Origin of the sequence: Luteolibacter sp. (assembly GCF_039920825.1) — a bacterium.
Classification (GTDB): Bacteria; Verrucomicrobiota; Verrucomicrobiia; order Verrucomicrobiales; family Akkermansiaceae; genus Luteolibacter.
The window spans coordinates 49,131-67,699 of sequence record NZ_JBDSCX010000084.1 but is presented as its reverse complement, the minus strand read 5'-3'; the positions used below and the strand labels follow the sequence as shown (position 1 = coordinate 67,699).

The window sequence follows — 18,569 nt, the reverse complement described above, 5'->3', positions numbered from 1 at the left end:
TTTTCACATCAGACCAGCAACATGCAATCGCCATAGCTGAAAAATCGATAGCGCTCTGCAACGGCCTGGCGGTAGGCCTCCATCACCAATTCCTTCCCGGCGAACGCGCTCACCAACATGATCAGCGTGCTCTGCGGCAGGTGGAAATTCGTCAGCAGAGCTCCGATCACGCCGAACTGATAGGGCGGATGGATGAAAATATCGGTTTCGCCGCGATGCTCTTTCATCGGCATCCCGATGGATTCCAGCACGCGGGTCACGGTCGTGCCCACGGCGACGACGCGGCCGGCGGAATTTACTTTTTGCGCGGTGTCGGCACCTACGACATAGCGCTCGGAATGCATGACGTGATCGGCGACGTCCTCCACGCTCACCGGACGGAAGGTGCCGACGCCGACGTGGAGTGTTAGGAAGGCGTGCGGGATTTTTTCCAAGAGTTCGGGCGTGAAGTGCAGCCCTGCGGTGGGCGCGGCGATGGCTCCTTCCTCGCGGGCGAAAACGGTTTGATAGCGGTCTCTATCGGAAAGTTCGTCGTCACGTCCCATGTAGTGCGGCAGCGCGAGGTGGCCGTGCTTTTCGAGATCGACCAGCGCGTCCCAGCGGATCAAACGGTCGCCGTTTTCGAAAGCTTCGGTCACCGTGCCGTTGATCCCGCCGACGCTGATGGAGCGGCCGGGCTTCATCTTCTTTCCGGGTCTGACCAGGCAGCGCCATTCGAGTGGAGAAAGCCGGTCGAGGCAGAGCAGTTCGATTTTCCCGTCGTCCGAAAATACCCGCGCCGGGATGACTTTCGTGTCGTTGAGCACCAGCAGATCGTCCGGCCGCAGGTATTCGGGAAAATCGCGGAACATCCGGTGTTCGATCACGCCGCTGTCCCGATGGACTACCAGCATCCGCGAGGCGGATCGCTCGGCCAACGGGCGCGCGGCGATCAATTCCTCGGGCAAATGGTAATCAAAATCCTTGGTCAGCAGCGGCATCGCCAGATCCGTAGCGGTCGCGCCACGGCTCCGCAAGGGGAGATCGGCGGGATCATTTCTTCCGCGAGCCCTGCCATTCCCAAAGTTCGTTCAGGAGCAGTCGTTCGATTTGGTTCATCGCCCCGGCGACCGCGCTGGCGCAGTTGGCGGTGGCGATCTTGGGCCGCAAGCGCTTCAATTCATCGACTAACTGGCGGTAAAGTGATGCGCGGCGTTTGAACTCGAACACCGAAATCATCGCCAGACACCACGCTGCGATTCCGGGAAGAGCACCGGTGGCCAGTCCCAACGGCGTGTTCCACGGCGGTCCCGGAGCCCGGTCAAGCCAGGCACTGATCACCACGTAGCCGCCGAGGATCAACGCACTCCATGATGCGAACCAGAACAGCCTGCCGTAGATCGCCATTTTCCTGGCGGCCAGTTCGCCCTTCGATTTCAAATAGCCGATTTGCCCGTCGATCCGCTCGTTCATGTAGGCGTCGCGGGCGGCTTCCCAACCTTGCCGATTTTTTACCAGATGGAGTGCGGCGGTGCGGAGAAATGCCGCCTCCCGACCGAAGAGTTCCACGGCCGGCGGACGCAGCGGGCTGCCGGGTTCGTGGGACGAGAGGAGAGAGCGTAGCAGTTCTGCCCGGACCCTATCGCGGATCCAGCGTTCCTGCCATCGCAGGCGGCCACCCACCCATGGCAGCAGTGCGGCGAAGGTGGCGATGAGAAGTTTTACCATGGCTCCTGATTCCGTTGTTAGGAACCAAGTGACAAGCACCACTTGGAGAATCGTTGCGACGTGATTCAGCGACATCGATCCGGCGGCGAAATAGCGTGAACGTGGCGCTCCTTTCGTCGCCTGGTCGTCGAGTTTTTGAAATAGATCTTCGATGCTCGCTGCCGAAGGGAGATCCTCGAAATCCGGATCCCGTGAATTTCGATCAGGCTCATCGCCGTTCCACGATGCCTGCAAAGTATTCGCATCGATGATCCGCGACGGAATTTCCCGCTCCTTCGCCTCGCGGACGGTTTCGCCGGTTCCGCCGATCCCGCGGGCAGGCTGGCCATCCCACAAAAAGAGCATCCGGTCCGCCACTTCCAGACTCTCGCGGGCCACCACATGATAAGCAGCGGGAGCTCCTTCGCCTCCTGGGGAAACCTCGCACCACCACGCGTCGTCCATGCAGCGGCAGGCGTGTTCCCAATCCGCCGGATCGCCGAAATCTTCTTGAAAACGTTCCTTGGGAAAAGGCAGCAGCACCACGGTTTTCAATCCAGCTTCCCGACAGGCATCGAGAAATAACAGATCCGCTCCCGCCGCGGCACTGGAAATTCCGACCAATTCTCCCGAAACCGTGCCGCAGATCGTTTTCAATTCGCGGGAAATCACCGCCTTCGCCGCCGCTCGATCCGGCACCCCACGGTGACCGGCAAAACCAACGAACCAGACGCGTTGGAGAACTTGAGGCGGTGGGGGCATTGTAGCTGATTCAAAAAGAGTTTACCGCAAAGGCGCAAAGGTCGCGGAGGAACGCAAAGGAGGATGAGCCAGGTGCGACAAGAAAGTGAACCTCCATTTCTCATAAAAATTTGTCGTTCGCGCCTCTTTTCGGCCTTTGCGCCTTTGCGGGAAATTTCTTCATCAGGGGACAAAAAAACGGATGCCGTTGGGCATCCGTTTCTCACCTTGGTTTTTGCGGAACCGGGAAAATCAATCAGCGGACTCGGCGGGAGCGGCTGGTGCGTTGGAATAGCGCCAGCGGATCTTGTTGCGCTTGGAAGCGGAACGCAGCTTGCGTTGCTTGCGCTCGGTCGGGGTCTCAAATGCCCGGCGGCGGCGCATTTCTTCGAGGATACCCTCGGTATCAAGCTTGGTCTTGAGGCGTTTGAGAGCACGGTCAACGGGCTCGCCTTTCTTCATTGTCACTCCACGCATGCGATGATTGTTGGTTGGTTTGGTTTGGTTCCGCAGTTTCTTCGGGGCGCGGTAGATGCGGGATCGACCCGCCTTTGTCAACACAGAACCCGGCAGGATTTAAAAAAAGGACGGCTTGCTATGGGTAGGGTAATCGCTTATTGAGCCTCGTCCTTCCGCTATCGGTGCGCCCTTGCACCGACCGTTCGGTTAAACATCCGGCTGTGGAAGGTTTTCAAAACACCAATTATGCACCGTATTCCCTTCGACCGGGTGAACTGGGTCACCAGCTCATTCCTCATCGGCACCGCCCTCATGGCCCTCATCGGGGTCCCCATCTATCTGGTTAAAGTCGGCATCGACTGGTTCCAGTTCTCGCTGTTCTTCTTTTACGTCACCGCGACGATGATGAGCATCACCGTCGGCTATCACCGCTTGTTTTCCCACTTGTCCTTCAAGGCGAAAATGCCCGTCAAGCTTTTCACCCTCATCTTCGGTGCCTGTGCGTTTGAAAATTCCTGCCTCAACTGGGCATCCGATCACCGCCTCCACCACAAACACGTCGATCACGACGAAGACCCCTACGACATCTCCAAGGGCTTCTTCTGGGCCCACATCGGCTGGCTGCTTTTCAAACTCAATCCCGAGCCGCCGATGGATAACGTCGCCGACCTGCGGAAAGACAAACTCGTCATGTGGCAGGACAAATACGTCCACTGGATCGGCTTCGTCGTCGGCGTGGCCATTCCCATGGCGCTGGGTTATTGGTGGAATGCCTCGCACGGCATGAACCCGATGCTTGGAGCGCTCGGCGGCTTCCTCATTCCCGGCGTCCTGCGCATCGTCGTCGCCCAGCACTGCACGTTTTTCATCAACTCGTTCTGCCACATGATCGGCCGCCAGCCGTATTCCACCAGCCACAGCGCCCGCGACAGTGCGATCATGGCCTTTTTCACCTTCGGCGAGGGCTATCACAACTATCACCACGAGTTCCAACACGACTACCGCAACGGTGTGAAGGCTTGGCAGTGGGATCCCAGCAAATGGACCATCTGGACGCTTTCCAAACTCGGTCTCGTTGACGGACTTCGCCGCGTGCCTGATGGCCGCATCCTGCTTGCGGAAATGGGCGAAGCCCGCCGCAAGGCCCAGCAGCACCTCGCCGAAATGCGTGAGCAACCGCACACCGCGGCCCATCGTGCTGCCGACGCCCTGCACGAACTCGTCGAAAAACTCTCCGCCAACTACCACGAACTCGAAAAAGCCGTCGCCGACCGCGTCCAGCTTTCCCGCGAGGTCATGAACGCCTGGCAGGACGAGACCCGCAGCCTGATGCGCGAACTCCGCCGCACCTACTCCAACGCCTGATCTGTCAGGAATTTCACCACGCCCCGCGATCGTAAGGTCGCGGGGCGTTTTTGTTCGGTTCAGTCGGCTTGCTTGGTCCGGAGTGAAGTCTCTTGTCTGGACAGTGGAGATGGCGGGCTCCAGAGTGCCGCGACTTCATGCGAATTTCTGACCGCTACATCGGAAGACAGGTGCTGATCGGCACGCTGTATGCGGTTCTGGTGCTCGGCCTGGTGCTGGTGCTGGGAAATCTTTTCCGGCAGATCCAGCCGCTGTTGGTGGATCAGGGAGCCCCGCCCGCCTTGGTGCTCCGTTTTGTGATCAGCGTGCTGCCGTTGTCGCTGATGTACACCATCCCATGGGGGTTTCTCTCTGCGGTTTTGCTGGTGTTCCGGAAGCTTTCGTCAAATCAGGAAATCACCAGCTTCCGGGTGGCGGGGCTGAGCTTGGTCCGTTTGTCAGTGCCGGTGTTCGTGATCGGCGCGCTGCTTTCCGCCCTGAGCCTTTGGCTGAACCTGAAAGTGGTGCCGAACTCAAAGGCGGACATGTTCCAACTGGTTTATGAACAGGCGTCCCGCGATCCGGATTCCTTGCTGAAGCCGGGAGTGGTACAGGGAGATTTCGGTGGTGACGATTTGAAAAAACTTCTGATCGAAGGCAAAAGCGGCAACTGGGTGGAGGGCTTCAATTTATACCTGCTGCCGTCATCGAAAGACGGCTCTGGCGAGGTGACATTCGTCCATGCGAAACGTGCGGCGCTGTCCGTGCAGCAGGGGAAAAGCCAGCTCCGTGTGAAACTTGAAAACGCCTATTTCGAGACCACTAACGAAAAGGGCGAAGTGGAATCCGCATTTGCCGGATATGCGGAGCCCATCGTGATCGACTTGAAAAACCCCGGTGACAAGAAGCCCAAGGCGAACTCGATGTCCAACGAGGAAATCCGTCACGAGATCGCCACGAATCCGACGATGACCGCCTCCCGCAAGGTGAAGATGCAGACGGAAATCACCACCCGCTATTCGCTGTCGATGGCTTGTCTCGCATTTGCCTTTGTCGCGGTGCCGCTGGGCTTGCAGACCCGCCGGCGAGACACTTCCTTTGGATTGGTCATCAGCATGCTGATCGGCACGGCGTATTTCGTGTTCGTGATGCTGGCGGACAATTTCAAAACGAACAGCGCCGCGACGATGGTGCTGTGGGCTCCGAATGTGGTCTGTGTTTTGTTAGGTTTATTTCTTTTCCGCAAGGCCCGCTTCAAGTAGTCTGCAAGGGCTCGATGAAAATTCCGCGACCTCTCACCCAAGCCGCCCGCACCTTGCGCGGATTTCTCGCGGCGGAACGGGTGGCGCTGGCTCCGTTCAGAAAGGATCTGCGGCGCTATGACCTGTCCAAGTTCCGTCACGATGCGTGGGCGGCGGCGAATGTCACAGTCCTGGCCATCGCGCAGGGCATCGCGTTCGCGGCAATCGCGGGGCTGCCGGTTGTTTACGGAATCATCAGCACGGCGGTGGCGGCGTTCGTGGCACCGTTGTTTGCCGGTTCGCGGCACACCGTGCTCGGTCCGACGAATGCGACGGCGTTCATGCTTTTCAGCTTCTTCTCGGTGAATCCGGAGCTGGCCGGCCGTTTCAGCGAACTGCTCCCGCTGCTGGTGTTGATGGTAGGCCTCGCCGCGACGGCCGGAGCTTTGTTTCGGGTGGCGGACCTGTTGCAATACATCTCCCGCAGCGTGCTGGTGGGCTACATTTCCGGAGCGGCGGTGTTGATCGTAGCCAACCAACTGAAACCGTTTCTCGGGCTGGACGCGTATCTGAAGGGTAACTCGTCATCGACCTTCGTGGGACTGTTGGTCGGCCTGGTTAGAAATTTGTCACACACGCATTGGGTGTCGGTTCTGATAGGCAGCGTCACGCTGCTGATCTTCGTGGCGGTGCGCCGGTGGCGTCCGTCGTGGCCGGCCTTCGCGGTCGCGTTGTTGGTTTCATCGGCAGGCTTCGGATCGCTGATCCACACCGGTGTGGTGCCGTTCAAAGGTGAGGCGACATTCGCGACGTTCGGCATGAGCGAGCTGATGTTGAAAATGCCGCACCTGATGCGGGCGAATATTTTTGACGACATCTCGGCGCTGCTGAGTATCGCTTTCGCGCTCGCCTTCCTGGCGTCGTTGGAAAACACGCTGATGGCGAAGACGCTGGCCTCGCAAACCGGCGACCGGCCGGACGTGAACCAGGACATGCTTTCGGTGGGCATCGCCAACATCGCCGTGGCCTTCGCCGGCGGCATGCCCGCGTCGGGATCTCTAACACGCTCGATGCTGAATTACGAATCGGGCGCGCGAACCCGGTTTGCCTCGCTGATTTCCGGCATCTACACCATGGCCTTCGCGGTGCTGATCGCCGCTTCGGTCGGTTGGGGCGTGCCGTTGATCGACTACGTGCCGAAGGCCGCGCTGGCGGCGCTGGTGATCGCCTTGTCTCTATCACTTTTCAACATCCGCCACATCCGGATCTGTCTGCGCTCGACCACGGATGACGCGGTGGTGCTTCTGATCACCTTCATCGCCACGCTGGTCGCTCCGCTGCATGTGGCGATTTTCATCGGTGTGGCCATTTCAATCATGCTTTTCCTGCGCAAGGCGAGCCGGCCGCATCTGATCGAGTATGAATTCAGCGACGCCGGGGAGTTGCGGGAAATGGGGGAAAAGCGCCAGCGTCCGATCCCCGCGATTTCGATTGTCCACGTTGAGGGCGATTTGTTTTTCGGCGCGGCGGAGTTGTTCCGCACGCAGATCCAGCGTACCGTTTCCGACCCGGCGATCCAAGTGATCATCCTGCGTTTGAAAAACGCGCGCCATTTGGACGCCACCAGCGTGATGGCGCTCGAGGACCTGGTCCTCTTCATGCGGGGAAGGGGACTTCACCTCATCGTTTCCGGAGCGACCCGCGAGGTTTATCGGGTTCTGAAAAAATCCGGCATTCTCGTCACCCTTCAGGACGGCTGCGACCGCAGGGCAGGCGAAAGTAATATTTTCCTGACAAATCCGCGCAACCCGAACCTTTCTACTCGTGCCGCCCTCAAGCGCGCCCAGCAAGTGCTCGGCACGAAAGAGGCGGACATCCGGATTTTCTACGATCCTTCCCATCAGAAATCACCCTCATCATGAAACGCTACGCCATCCCCATCATTTTCGTCACCGTTGCTGCAGCCTTCTGCGTCTGGTGGTTTTCTCCGACCCAGGTAATCAAGCGTAGGACCGCTTCGCTGCTCACCACGCTGACGCTCGGTGCCGGTGACGGCAAAGCGAACCGCCACATGGGTGCCTTTTCGCTCAACGGACTGTTAGCTCCACAGGTGCAACTTGAAACGCCGACCATCGACGAAGCGAACGGCACCTTCGAGCGAGAGGAACTCGAATCGGCGTTCACCTGGTTGTGCGATCAGGCCAAGCAGACGAGTTTCAAAATGGAGGAACTGCGCGGCATCACGATTTCCGGTGACAAGGCGCAGGTGAAATTGACTCTAACCGGTCTGGTCGAACTGCCTACCTACAAACCGGCGGACGGCAGCTACGACGTCACCTTCGACTGGGTGAAGGAAAAAGACGGCTGGCGTCTGACCCATGCCGTTTGGGACAAGGTTCCCTGATCAATCGCCGAGGAAAACAAACTCCTCCGCCATCCGGTTCAGCGAGCGGCGGGCGACGGGCATCGCTTCGGAAAGCGCGCCCAGCAACTGCCGCGAAGCATTTCCAGCGATCTGCCGGTTGTCAGCCGCACCGCGGTAGGCGCGTTGTGCGAAGGATTCGTAAAAATCCAAATCCGGTGTGCCACGCTTTTCACAGCGGCTCTTGAGGAATTCCGGATAGAGCCCGGCCAGCACGAGAAACTGGTTTCCGGCGGCTACCTGCAGGTGGAAGCGCATCCGCCCTTTGGCGTTGGAAATGATGGCGATGAAGTCCGAAGCGTGGGTGAAACCGTGGGTGATGTCCTGTAGCGGATCTTCCGGGCACGGGCAGATCCGTTTCGTCATCACACCCGAAACATAGTCCGCGAGCTCGGCGTCGCTGAGTTCCGCCTGGAGAAACGCGTGGCGCACCAGCACATAGAAATAGAATCTCGGCGAGACTTGGATCGTGGCTGGCGAATCCAATAGGCCGCGGAAAACCTCTTTCAAATCGAGCATTTCCCGTAGCGCATCCGGGTCGCTCCAGAGCTTTTCGAGGTGCTGTCTCTGCTCCCCCGGCGCGAGCACGGAGGCGAGGAAATCGAAGTCCGCGCCGGTGAAGCGATTCCGGACAGGGGGTATCCAATGTTCAAGCATTACATCTCCGTTAACAAAAAACGTGCCATAATGGCCAGAAAAATAGTTAACCTATCCGTAAGACATTGGGTGAGACCCCTAAAAAACAAGGATTTAGGCCCATTTTGAGCTAGCCTGTTTTGTCTTGCTTCCTCATGGCGAGGCTCTTATGCCGCCGCCGCCCCAAAGGGGACTAAACACGATGAACATGACCCGGAACTTCAAATCCGTGGCCCTGGCAATCGCCGGCGTCATCCTTATTCCCAGTTGCGCGACAACTGGGAATGCAAACACCAAACATCGAAACAGCCTGACGGACCCGCAATACGCGGTCGAGTCAGTTCAGCACGGCAAAGCCTCATGGTATTCCGTCCGCACCAATTACGGCACGCGGACGGCCAGTGGCGAACGCCTCCAGAACGAAGCCGCTACCGCTGCTCACAAGACCTTGCCTCTCGGCACGAAGGTCCGCGTGATCAATGAAGGGAACGGCAAATCCGAAGTGGTGACCATCACCGACCGCGGACCCTATGTCAGGGGCCGCATCATTGATGTCACCATCGGAATCGCCGAGCGCCTTGGATTCGTCAGCAGCGGTGTCGCCACCGTGAAAGTCGAAGTGCTCGGAAAAATCAAAATCGACGGCGAGTAATTCCGCCATCCAACCGAATTCTCCCCGTTTGCCGGTTTTGCCGGCGGGCGGGGTTTTTTTGTTTCGGGATGTTTCATTTCAACAACCGCTGCTCCACGTCATCGAGCACCCGGCCCGAGTTGAGCATGAGCGGGTGGAGGATTACCGGATATTCCAAGTTTTCCGCACGGGCCCAGATCGAGCTGGAAGGAGGAACGATCACCAAATCCATCGGCGTTCGGTAGGAGGTGATCCGCATTTTTCCAAGGCTGTCCTCGGAGTGGGCGAGATTGGCGAGAAATGGACTGTCCGGACGCATTTCCTCGGCCCCCAATGTCGGATAGCACCAGGCGAGTTTTGTTCCGTGGTGGGGACTGGAAATGGTGATGAAGTTTTCGCAGCGTTTCGCACCGCCGAGGTGTTGCAGATATTCGCGGCTGACGATCCCGCCCATGCTGAAACCGACGACGCTGATAGGATCGTTCGGGCCGAATTGGTGATCGATATCCTGCTTCAGGCGGACCGCGAGATTCTCCAAACCGCCTCGGCCGTCGCTGGGATGCATTTGCGGCACGTAGCAGTCAAAGCCGCGTTTCTCGAGGCGCTTTTTGAACATGCTGAAGTTGTTCCCTTTTTCGAAAATACCATGGACGAGCACCACCCGCGGAACGCGTGGCGGCGGCAAGGCGGGCGCGGTCTGGGTGCAGGAATTGCCGGTGAACATGGCGCACGCGATGAGTAGGATTTTCCGTGAAGGCATGGATGTCTAACCGGGCGGCCATTGGAGTTGCCGTCCGCCTAGCAGATGGACGTGGAGATGGGGCACCGCCTCGCCGCCGTGCGGACCGTTGTTAATCACCAGCCGGTAGCCAGTTTCGGCAATTCCTTCGCTTCTCGCGACCTTCGCCGCGGTCAATAGCAGATGTCCCAGCAGCGGCTCGTCTCCCTCCTCCGCCAGTCCCACGCGGGGGATCGGCTTCCGCGGGATGATCAGGATGTGCACCGGAGCCTGCGGGGAAATATCGCGGAACGCCACGCAGCGGTCGTCCTCATGCACGATGGTCGCGGGGATTTCCTTGGCACAGATTTTTTCAAACAACGTCTTCTCGGCCATGCGGATGGACGATGGCAGGCGGGTGGACGGTTGCAAGTGGGATGTCGTGGCGGGAGAAATGGCTTCGCGCCGGCTGCGCATCGTCGCTATATTTTCGCCATGAGGAAATCCGCGCGTCGCCTGATTGCCGCCGTTTGCATGGTGGCGGTAACTCATCTCCACGCGGCGGATCGTCCGGCCGAGTGGGCCACTGCGGTTCAAGTCGAGGGCGTGCCGAATTTGTACAAAGTCAGCGACCAACTCTATCGTTGCGCCCAGCCGTCCGCCGTCGGAATGGGGAACGCGAAGGAAATGGGTGTCAAAACTATCGTGAGCCTGCGTGCGTTTCATTCAGACCGCGATGAAATCGGGAAGACCGGACTGGGCTACGAACACCTCTATTTCAAAACCTGGCATCCCGAGGAAGAGGACGTCGTTCAATTTCTCAAGATCGTCACCGACCCGACCCGGACGCCTGTGTTGCTGCATTGTCAGCACGGTGCGGATCGCACCGGAACGATGTCGGCGATCTATCGGATCGTGGTCCAGGGGTGGACCAAGGAGGAGGCTGTCCGCGAAATGACGACCGGCGACTTCGGATTTCATGAAGTGTGGAAGAACCTGCCGCCGTGGATCATGGCGCTGGATGTCGAAGCCCTGAAAAAGGCGTCGGGACTCACGCACGGGCCTTGACGGGAAATCGACAACTCCGCGATTGGAAATTTTCCCGGGCAATGCGAATCTCCGACATGGAACTCGCCCAAGTCACCTGCCCGACCTGTTTCGAAGTCTTCGAAGTCGCCGTCCCGCACCCGGATGAAATGCCCGCCGAGGTGGACTACGATTGTGAAATCTGTTGCCGCCCAATGATCATCGTTTTCACTGAAAACGAGGTCTACGCCAAAGGGCTGGGCGAGTAGCCCGCGTGGAAAATGGAATAGGTTCTGGTGCATCGGGAATATTCCCAACGGGTGGATTTGCTTCATAGTTCATCTGCTTGAAGATCAAAACCCATCGCTGCGCAGGCATCTTCGCCGCCATTGGATCCGTGTTGTCCGCGTGGCTTCCCGCGTTTGCCGCGGAGCTTTCATCCGATGGCGCGACCAATCGTCCGCCGCTTCAGCCGACACCATTTGTCGCGCTTGACCTCGGTTCTGTCAAAGCGCGCGGATGGCTGGAGAATCAGCTCCGCCTTCAGACCGACGGTCTAACTGGTAACGCCGAGGAGGTCATCCCCGAGCTCGGCCCTGAAAACGGCTGGCGCGGTGGCAACGGCGAAGGTTGGGAAAAGGGTCCGTATTATCTCCGCGGACTCGTCAGCCTCGCGTATGTCAGCGGCGATCCGAAATTGAAAAAGCAGGCGCAGGTATGGATCGATTCGCTGCTCGATACGCAGCGCGAGGACGGACAGATCGGGCCAAAATCCAACAACGACTGGTGGCCGCGCATGGTCATCACTTGGACACTGCGCGACTATTACGAGGCGACCAAAGATCCGCGCGTGATTCCGGCGCTGTTGAAATACTCGCGCTTCATGCTGGCTAGGCTACCGCAGCAACCGCTTCAGGAATGGGCGAAGGCGCGGGCCGGCGATCAGATCGACACACTTTACTGGCTCTACAACCGCACGGGCGAAAGTTTCCTGCTAGAGGTCGTCGATCTTCTCCGCAAGCAGGCGAACCAATGGAATTCTTTTTTCACTTCCCTGCACGGCTCGCCCGGAGACTTCCGCATCGATCATGGCGTGAATGTTTCGCAGGCGATGAAATATCCCGTGGTCAACTTCGAGCGCACCGGTGATCCTGCTGATAGAACTGTGTTTGCCGAAGCATGGAACCTGCTGCCGCAGAAACACGGCCTGCCCATCGGCATGTGGAGCGGCACCGAGGCGCTGGCCGGGCGTTCCACCACCCAGGGCGTGGAAATGTGCTCGATCGTCGAGCAGATGCTCAGCAGCGAGGTCGCGATGAAAGTGCTGGGCGATCCGTTGATCGGCGATCAACTCGAACGCATCGCCTTCAATCTCCTTCCCGGCGGCACCACCAAGGATTTCAAGCAATTTCAATACTACACGCTTCCCAATGTCCCGGCCGCCCGCCACGGGCCGAAGGGCGAACTTCCATTCTTCGACGATCACGGCGACGATTTGTTAGTCAGTCCGCATTCGGGGTTTCATTGCTGCTGTTATAACCTGCATATGGGTTGGCCGAAATACGTGCAACATTCTTGGATGGCCACCAGCGATGGCGGGATCGCCGCCGTTGCCTACGGACCGACCGAAGTTTCTGCGAAACTCGGCGGCACTCCGGTTACCATTCTTGAGGAAACGGATTATCCTTTCGGCGATGTGCTTCGTTTCACGATCAATCCCGCCAAGCCGACAACCTTCCCATTCAAATTGCGCATCCCCGGTTGGAGCGTGAAGCCCCGTGTGGCGGTGAACGGCGAATTCATTTCCGATATCAAGACCGGAGGATTTCTAACGATCAGCCGGACTTGGAAACCGGGTGACAAGATCACCGCCGAGTTTCCCGCCGCGCTTGAAACGCAGAACAGCGTTAAAGGTTCCGCCGCGATCTGGCGCGGGCCGCTCGTTTTCTCACTCCGCATCGGAGAAAATCGCCGGTCTGTCACCAGGATCGCCGGCGGGTTTGACGAGATGGATTTCCTGCCAACGACACCATGGAACTACGCCCTCGATATCGACCGCAAGGACCCCGCTGCGAACGTAAAACTCAGCCGGGGAAAAATGCCGGAGAATCCATGGCTGCCGGAGACGACACCGCTCAAACTTACCGTCCCGGCGAAGCGGCTGCCCGGTTGGGGCCTCGTCCGCAACGATCGTATGGCCGACGAAGTTCCGGAAAGCCCGGCTTCCAGCGATCAACCGCTTGAGCAGGTGACGCTCGTGCCGTTTGGCGCGCAGACCCTGCGGATCACGGCATTTCCGCTCCTGCGCGGCGAGGCGGTTCCTGACCCGGGCTTTGCGGTTTCGTTTGAGGGACATGTCGCGCCGATCGACGCGATTGTAGGGAAATCCCAGCCCTCATCATCGCGAGGCGAGGGCGTTCCGCGTTTTACTTTCTGGGACCATACCGCCACCAGCGAATGGATCGAATGGAATTTCGAGCGTCCGGAGAAAGTTTCCTCCGTCTCTATTTACTGGTTCGACGATACGGGTTTCGGCCGCTGTCGGGTGCCCGCTTCGTGGAGGCTGCTTTGCCGCAAGGGCGGAAAGTGGGTCCCCATTTCCAATCCCCCCGAATGTGGTGTGGAACAAAACCGCTTGAATGTGGTAAACTTCACTCCGTTGGAAACCAGTGCCCTTCGGATCGAAGTGCATTTGCAACCCGGCTTTTCCGCCGGACTTCTCCAGCTCACGCGCGAGTAAGTGCGCGGGAGAACATCGTGAAATCATCACCCGCAATGGTGATTTCGGCTCCTTGCCCCCAAGGAGGAATGAAAAACCCCTATCCATGAAAATCCCCCGGTTCGGCCTTCCCATTGCCGTTGTCATTCTCGCAGGAGCGCTCGTCTGGAACGCTGACCGGAATTACCATGTGAAAATCAAACCGGTCCCCGTGGCGGGTCCGCAACCATCGCGGCCGGAAGCAGCTTCCGAGGTTGTGGCGGTGCCGGAGTCGGCGGTTCCATCTCCGGAAACCGTCACCACTTCCACCGCTTCTCAACCTTTGAGTGGTGAAAAACTCCGCGAATGGGTTGCTGGTCTTGCGGTGCCAAACAGCCCGTCCACGCCCGCTGAAGTTGTGATGCCCGATGGCAGGTTGTTCCGTTTGCTCGTCAAGCCCGGCTCATCGTCTAACAGAATTCAGGGCGATGTGCTTTCGCCATCACCGGGGCATTTCGCATTCACCACCCATCCTGTCACGGGTGCCGTGACGTCCGGCGTTTTGTTAGCGAACGATCGTTCCTACTCCTACCACACCGAGCGCTCGGACGATGGCGTAGTCACCCTGGTCAACGCGCCGCTCGGCAAGGTCATTTGTGCCACCGACGACGGCGTGGGGATGCCGCTTCCTCCCGCTGCGCAGGAAATCCCAATTCCCGAGGACCATCCCGACACTTCGGGAAATATCCCGGACTCGCAGAACGGCATCATCTCTCTCCAAAGCAATCCCGGTGCTCCGGCGGTCGTTTATCTCGACTTCGACGGCCAATCCGGCCCGCACGGCGGTTGGGGCGACTTCGAAGCCGCGCCCGCCGGCTTCACCAACGCGGAGATCAAGGAGGTGTGGCAGGGCGTCGCCGAGGCCTATCTAACATTCTCTATCAACGTTACGACCGACCAGACCGTCTACGACAACGCGACCTTCCGTCAGCGCTGCATCATTACCGATACGAAAAATGCAATCGGCACTGCCGGTGGCATCGCCTTCCTCAACTCGTTTGATTCGGGCGGAAACAATCCCTGCTGGGCGCTTCCGTATCGGGGGGAAGCAGGCGTCGCCGTCATCACCCACGAGGTTGGTCATACCCTCGGCCTCAGCCATGATGGGACATTGGCACATGACACCACCGCTGCGTCGGAGTATCTCGGTGGCAACGGCAACTCTGTCGAATCCTGGGCGCCGATCATGGGTGCCGCCTATGGAACGGTATTCAAACATTGGTCGAATGGCGATTACCAATATGCCTCGCAAACGCAGGACGACTATACGGTCATGGCAGGCGGGCATTGGCCGCAAGTCACCTTCAGGGCCGATCAGATAGGAAACACCATCGCGACTGCGGAAGCCTTGCGCGTGTTCTCGGGAGGAAATGTAGATGACAGCCAGATCCTCGAAAACCGGACGGACAAGGACTTCTTCTATTTCCGGACTAACGGAGGAAACGCCACCCTGAATTTCTCCCGCGGTGCTCTGAGTGGCGCGGTCAATTGCGAGGCGACATTGTATAACTCCGCGGGCACGGTCATCACCACCGTCAACGATCCCAACTTTCCGGACGCCACCATCAACGCCAGCCTCGCGGCGGGTGACTATTTCATCTCCATCGACGGAGCCGCCCGCACGGGAACCGGCGCCTTCAGTGACTACGGTTGCATCGGTGCCTATAACATTACGGGCACCATCGCCAACGTCGTCGCGCCACAGCGTTTCACGGTCAATGAAGGCACCGCGCCGGGCACCGTCATCGGCACGGCCACCCCGTGGCTGAACCACTCGCCCTCGGCTCCGACCTACAGCATCGCCAGCGGAAACACGGCGAATCTGTTTGTCATCAATTCCTCGACGGGATCGATCAGCGTGGCACCCGGAGCCGTGATCGATTACGAAACCCTTGCCGCGAACTGGCGCACGCCGCCGGAGTATCTGCTTCACATCCTCATCACCGATGCCACGGCGACGGAAACCCGCACGGTCTTCGCGGTGGTGCTGAACGTCAACGAAGCACCCGTGCTCGTCTCGAGCTTCTCAGCGGATCTGCTCAATCTAACGAAGTCGGGTGCTGCCATCGGCACCATCGTCACCACCGACCCGGACCTGCTGACAACGATGAGCTATGGCATCACCGCGGGTGATCCCGGCGGTGGCACTCCGTTTTTCACCGTCGATTCGAAAGGCGTCGTCCGCACCGCGCGGCAGACGCAGTTGGCGACGGGGACCGTGGTTACTCTCGGCATCACCGCCACCGATAACGGCACTCCGGCGCTGGGCGTCAGCACGACGGCAACCATCACGGTGAAGGCGAATCCCGGCTCCTATGGGATTGGATTCATCAAGGAGCGTTTCTATCGAAACATCACCGGCGACACGCTGGCCACGCTGTATGCGGCCGCGGCCTATCCCGGATTTCCGGATACCGTTCTCCTGCGCGACCGGGCGGACTGGCTGGGCTACTCCACCAACACCAGCAAATACGGCACGGTGATGAGCGGCCAGTTCATCGCCCCGTCCTCCGGCTCGCATCAATTCTGGATCGCCGGTGACGACCAGACCGAGTTCTACCTCAGCACGGACGGCACTCCCGCCAATATGCAGTTGAAGGCGTCGTTCACTCCCTACACCGCCTATCAGAATTTCGACACGGGTGCGGGACAGGCCACCGGACTGATTTCCATGGTTGCCGGACAACCGTATTATTTCGAAGCGCGGATGAAACAGGGCTACTACGGAAATCATCTATCTGTCGCGTGGCAGGAGCCCGGGAAATCCCGGATCATTCTTCCCGCCCGCTTCGTGGCCCAGCCTGCGGACAACATCGACGTTCGCTATGATTTCGATGGAAACACGAATGACGCGCTGGGATCGGCGAACGCCATTTCCGCAGGAGGGCCGGTGTATGTCGCCGGGAAAAGCGCGCAGGCTATCGACTTGGACGGTGTGGATGACGTGGTCACCGCTCCTTACAATGTTGGAAATTCCGCTGACATCACCGTGGCGGCTTGGATCAATTGGGATGGGACCGCCAGTTGGCAGCGTGTTTTCGATTTCGGTAACAGCACTTCGCAAAACATGATGCTGACTCCCAAATCCTCGGACAACACGATGCGTTTCGTCATTGTCAACGGAGGAGCCGAGCAACGTTTGAATACGACCGTGCCCGCCACCGGCCAGTGGGTTCATGTCGCGGTGACATTGAGTGGCGACACTGGAAAACTCTATGTCAATGGCGTGGTCAAGGACACCCAGACGATCACGATCAACCCGACGGATTTCGCGCCAACGAAAAACTACATTGGCAAAAGCCAATGGCCGGATCCACTCTACAACGGTCGGATCGAAGACTTCCGGGTTTATAGCAGGGCGCTCTCCGGCACCGAGATTCTCGCGCTCCAGACGGTGAATCAGCCGCCGGCGTTCACCAGCAACCCGATCGTAAAAACCGCTGCCACCCGCGGTCAGTCTTACAGCGGGACGCTAACCGACAGCGCCACCGATCCTGACAACACTATCGCATCGCTCATATTTGCGAAAACCTCCGGACCGGCGTGGTTGAAGGTGGCTTCCAATGGTCAGCTCTCCGGCACGCCCGGGGAAGGGGACATAGGCTCGGACAGCTTCACCGTGACCGTTAAGGACCCGCAACTGGCGACCGCGACCGCTACGCTCAAGGTGCCGGTCAACGGCGCCGGCATGGCCGCGCATTATGAATTCAGCGATAATGTGGCTGATAGAACCGGCGCGTTCAACGGTACGGCGGTCGGCTCGCCGGTGTATGCCGCCGGACAAGTCGGCCGTTCCATCGCTTTCGACGGCGTCGATGACACGGTGACGCTGCCCGCCGGGGTGGCGAACACAGCGGACATCACCATCGCCACGAAATTCATGTGGGACGGAGGAAATCAATGGCAGCGTGTCTTCGATTTCGGCAAGGGCAACACCACGCAATATTTTTTTCTAACGCCGAGATCCGGTGGTGAGACCATGCGCTTCGGCATCGTCAACGGAGGAGGCGAGCAGCAGTTGAACACCACCGTCCCCGCCACCGGTACGTGGGTGCATGTCGTGGTGACGCTCATCGGCAACACCGGAACGATGTATGTGAATGGCACACAGGCCGCTACGGGCACCATCAACATTGATCCGTCCGCCTTCAACCCGACGGTGAATTATATTGGTGACAGCCAATGGGCGGCTGATCCGTTCTTCAAGGGCAGGGTCGATGACCTCCGCATCTATCACCGCGGTCTATCTGTTTTCGAGGTCACGACCTTGGCCAACCCCGCCACCGACACGGACGGCGACGGTTTCTCCGACGGCGCGGAAGGCAATGCCGACACGGATGGCGATGGTATGGCAAATTACCTCGATCTCGACAGTGACAACGACGGCATCAACGACAGCGCCGAGCTGTTTGTCGATACCGACGGAGACGGAAAGATGAACATCGTTGATTCCGACAGCGACAACGACCATGCTCCGGACGGCTGGGAAGTGGCCAACGGTTTCAATCCGCTCAACGCCGCCGATGGTGCCTTGGACCTCGATGGCGACGGCCAGACAAACGCCGCGGAATATGCCGCCGGCACAAATCCCAACCAGGCAAGCAGTGTTCTGAAAGTGACCTCGGCCACACGGACACCCTCGAATTTCACCCTAACTGTGAGTGGGATCGCGGGCCGAACTTACGTGCTGCAACGCCGCGCCAATCTCACGCCGGGCGTTTGGACGAACATCACCACGCAAGGCCCGTTGGTATCGAATGCGGTCGTCACGTTGACTGATTCCACTCCGCCGGCAGGGCAGGGGTTCTATCGAGTTCTCGTGAGTTTTCCCTGATCGAATGTCGTCGTCCTCCCGACGGGTTGGATTTTCTCCTCGTCTTTCCTAACGAAAGGATTCAGCTTTGAAA

At 58.9% G+C, this 18,569-nt stretch carries 15 protein-coding genes; 9 read left to right on the top strand and 6 right to left on the bottom strand.

Annotated elements, in window-relative coordinates; all coding sequences use genetic code 11:
• Nucleotides 1–8 precede the first annotated feature (8 nt).
• The 3 genes from queA to rpsU form a co-directional block, all read right to left on the bottom strand.
• Nucleotides 9–974 carry a tRNA preQ1(34) S-adenosylmethionine ribosyltransferase-isomerase QueA gene (gene queA / locus ABIQ96_RS24295; RefSeq protein WP_348217343.1) on the bottom strand — a complete coding sequence of 322 codons (966 nt, stop codon included), beginning with the start codon at nucleotides 972–974 and terminating at the stop codon, nucleotides 9–11.
• 58 nt (nucleotides 975–1,032) lie between these two features.
• Entirely contained in the window at nucleotides 1,033–2,448 is a 1,416-nt protein-coding gene (locus ABIQ96_RS24290) for a hypothetical protein (protein ID WP_348217251.1), read from the bottom strand.
• A gap of 231 nt (nucleotides 2,449–2,679) precedes the next feature.
• Entirely contained in the window at nucleotides 2,680–2,904 is a 225-nt protein-coding gene (gene rpsU, locus ABIQ96_RS24285; protein ID WP_348217250.1) for a 30S ribosomal protein S21, read from the bottom strand.
• A 228-nt stretch (nucleotides 2,905–3,132) separates the two neighbouring features.
• On the opposite strand from rpsU, the gene ABIQ96_RS24280 reads away from it, so the two are divergent.
• From ABIQ96_RS24280 to ABIQ96_RS24265, 4 genes are all read left to right on the top strand, one after another.
• Nucleotides 3,133–4,251 (top strand): fatty acid desaturase, encoded by a 1,119-nt coding sequence (locus ABIQ96_RS24280; protein ID WP_348217249.1) that lies wholly within the window; start codon nucleotides 3,133–3,135, stop codon nucleotides 4,249–4,251.
• A gap of 137 nt (nucleotides 4,252–4,388) precedes the next feature.
• The gene (locus ABIQ96_RS24275) at nucleotides 4,389–5,492 is read left to right on the top strand and encodes an LptF/LptG family permease (protein WP_348217248.1); all 1,104 of its coding nucleotides are present in this window, start codon (nucleotides 4,389–4,391) and stop codon (nucleotides 5,490–5,492) included.
• Between the two features lie 14 nt (nucleotides 5,493–5,506).
• On the top strand, nucleotides 5,507–7,393 hold the full coding sequence (locus ABIQ96_RS24270; RefSeq protein ID WP_348217247.1) for a SulP family inorganic anion transporter: 1,887 nt from the start codon (nucleotides 5,507–5,509) through the stop codon (nucleotides 7,391–7,393).
• A complete protein-coding gene (locus ABIQ96_RS24265) occupies nucleotides 7,390–7,875 on the top strand; it encodes a hypothetical protein (protein ID WP_348217246.1) in 486 nt (161 codons plus the stop codon). Before ABIQ96_RS24270 ends, ABIQ96_RS24265 begins: the two co-directional genes overlap by 4 nt.
• Here the strand turns inward: ABIQ96_RS24265 and ABIQ96_RS24260 are convergent, their stop codons facing one another.
• Nucleotides 7,876–8,550, bottom strand: a complete 675-nt coding sequence (locus tag ABIQ96_RS24260; protein ID WP_348217245.1) for a hypothetical protein — start codon at nucleotides 8,548–8,550, stop codon at nucleotides 7,876–7,878. It lies immediately after the preceding gene.
• A gap of 181 nt (nucleotides 8,551–8,731) precedes the next feature.
• Between ABIQ96_RS24260 and ABIQ96_RS24255 the strand changes: the two genes are divergently transcribed.
• Entirely contained in the window at nucleotides 8,732–9,181 is a 450-nt protein-coding gene (locus ABIQ96_RS24255; RefSeq protein ID WP_348217244.1) for a septal ring lytic transglycosylase RlpA family protein, read from the top strand.
• Between the two features lie 73 nt (nucleotides 9,182–9,254).
• Here ABIQ96_RS24255 and ABIQ96_RS24250 read toward each other — a convergent pair whose 3' ends face one another.
• Both ABIQ96_RS24250 and ABIQ96_RS24245 read right to left on the bottom strand, forming a co-directional pair.
• Entirely contained in the window at nucleotides 9,255–9,920 is a 666-nt protein-coding gene (locus ABIQ96_RS24250; protein WP_348217243.1) for an alpha/beta fold hydrolase, read from the bottom strand.
• 6 nt (nucleotides 9,921–9,926) lie between these two features.
• A complete protein-coding gene (locus tag ABIQ96_RS24245; protein WP_348217342.1) occupies nucleotides 9,927–10,274 on the bottom strand; it encodes a histidine triad nucleotide-binding protein in 348 nt (115 codons plus the stop codon).
• A 99-nt stretch (nucleotides 10,275–10,373) separates the two neighbouring features.
• On the opposite strand from ABIQ96_RS24245, the gene ABIQ96_RS24240 reads away from it, so the two are divergent.
• From ABIQ96_RS24240 to ABIQ96_RS24225, 4 genes are all read left to right on the top strand, one after another.
• Nucleotides 10,374–10,946 (top strand): tyrosine-protein phosphatase, encoded by a 573-nt coding sequence (locus ABIQ96_RS24240; RefSeq protein WP_348217242.1) that lies wholly within the window; start codon nucleotides 10,374–10,376, stop codon nucleotides 10,944–10,946.
• 41 nt (nucleotides 10,947–10,987) lie between these two features.
• Nucleotides 10,988–11,173, top strand: a complete 186-nt coding sequence (locus ABIQ96_RS24235; RefSeq protein ID WP_348217241.1) for a CPXCG motif-containing cysteine-rich protein — start codon at nucleotides 10,988–10,990, stop codon at nucleotides 11,171–11,173.
• A 77-nt stretch (nucleotides 11,174–11,250) separates the two neighbouring features.
• Nucleotides 11,251–13,644 (top strand): beta-L-arabinofuranosidase domain-containing protein, encoded by a 2,394-nt coding sequence (locus ABIQ96_RS24230; protein ID WP_348217240.1) that lies wholly within the window; start codon nucleotides 11,251–11,253, stop codon nucleotides 13,642–13,644.
• Nucleotides 13,645–13,729: 85 nt separating this feature from the next.
• Nucleotides 13,730–18,496, top strand: a complete 4,767-nt coding sequence (locus ABIQ96_RS24225) for a LamG-like jellyroll fold domain-containing protein (RefSeq protein ID WP_348217239.1) — start codon at nucleotides 13,730–13,732, stop codon at nucleotides 18,494–18,496.
• Nucleotides 18,497–18,569: the final 73 nt, after the last annotated feature.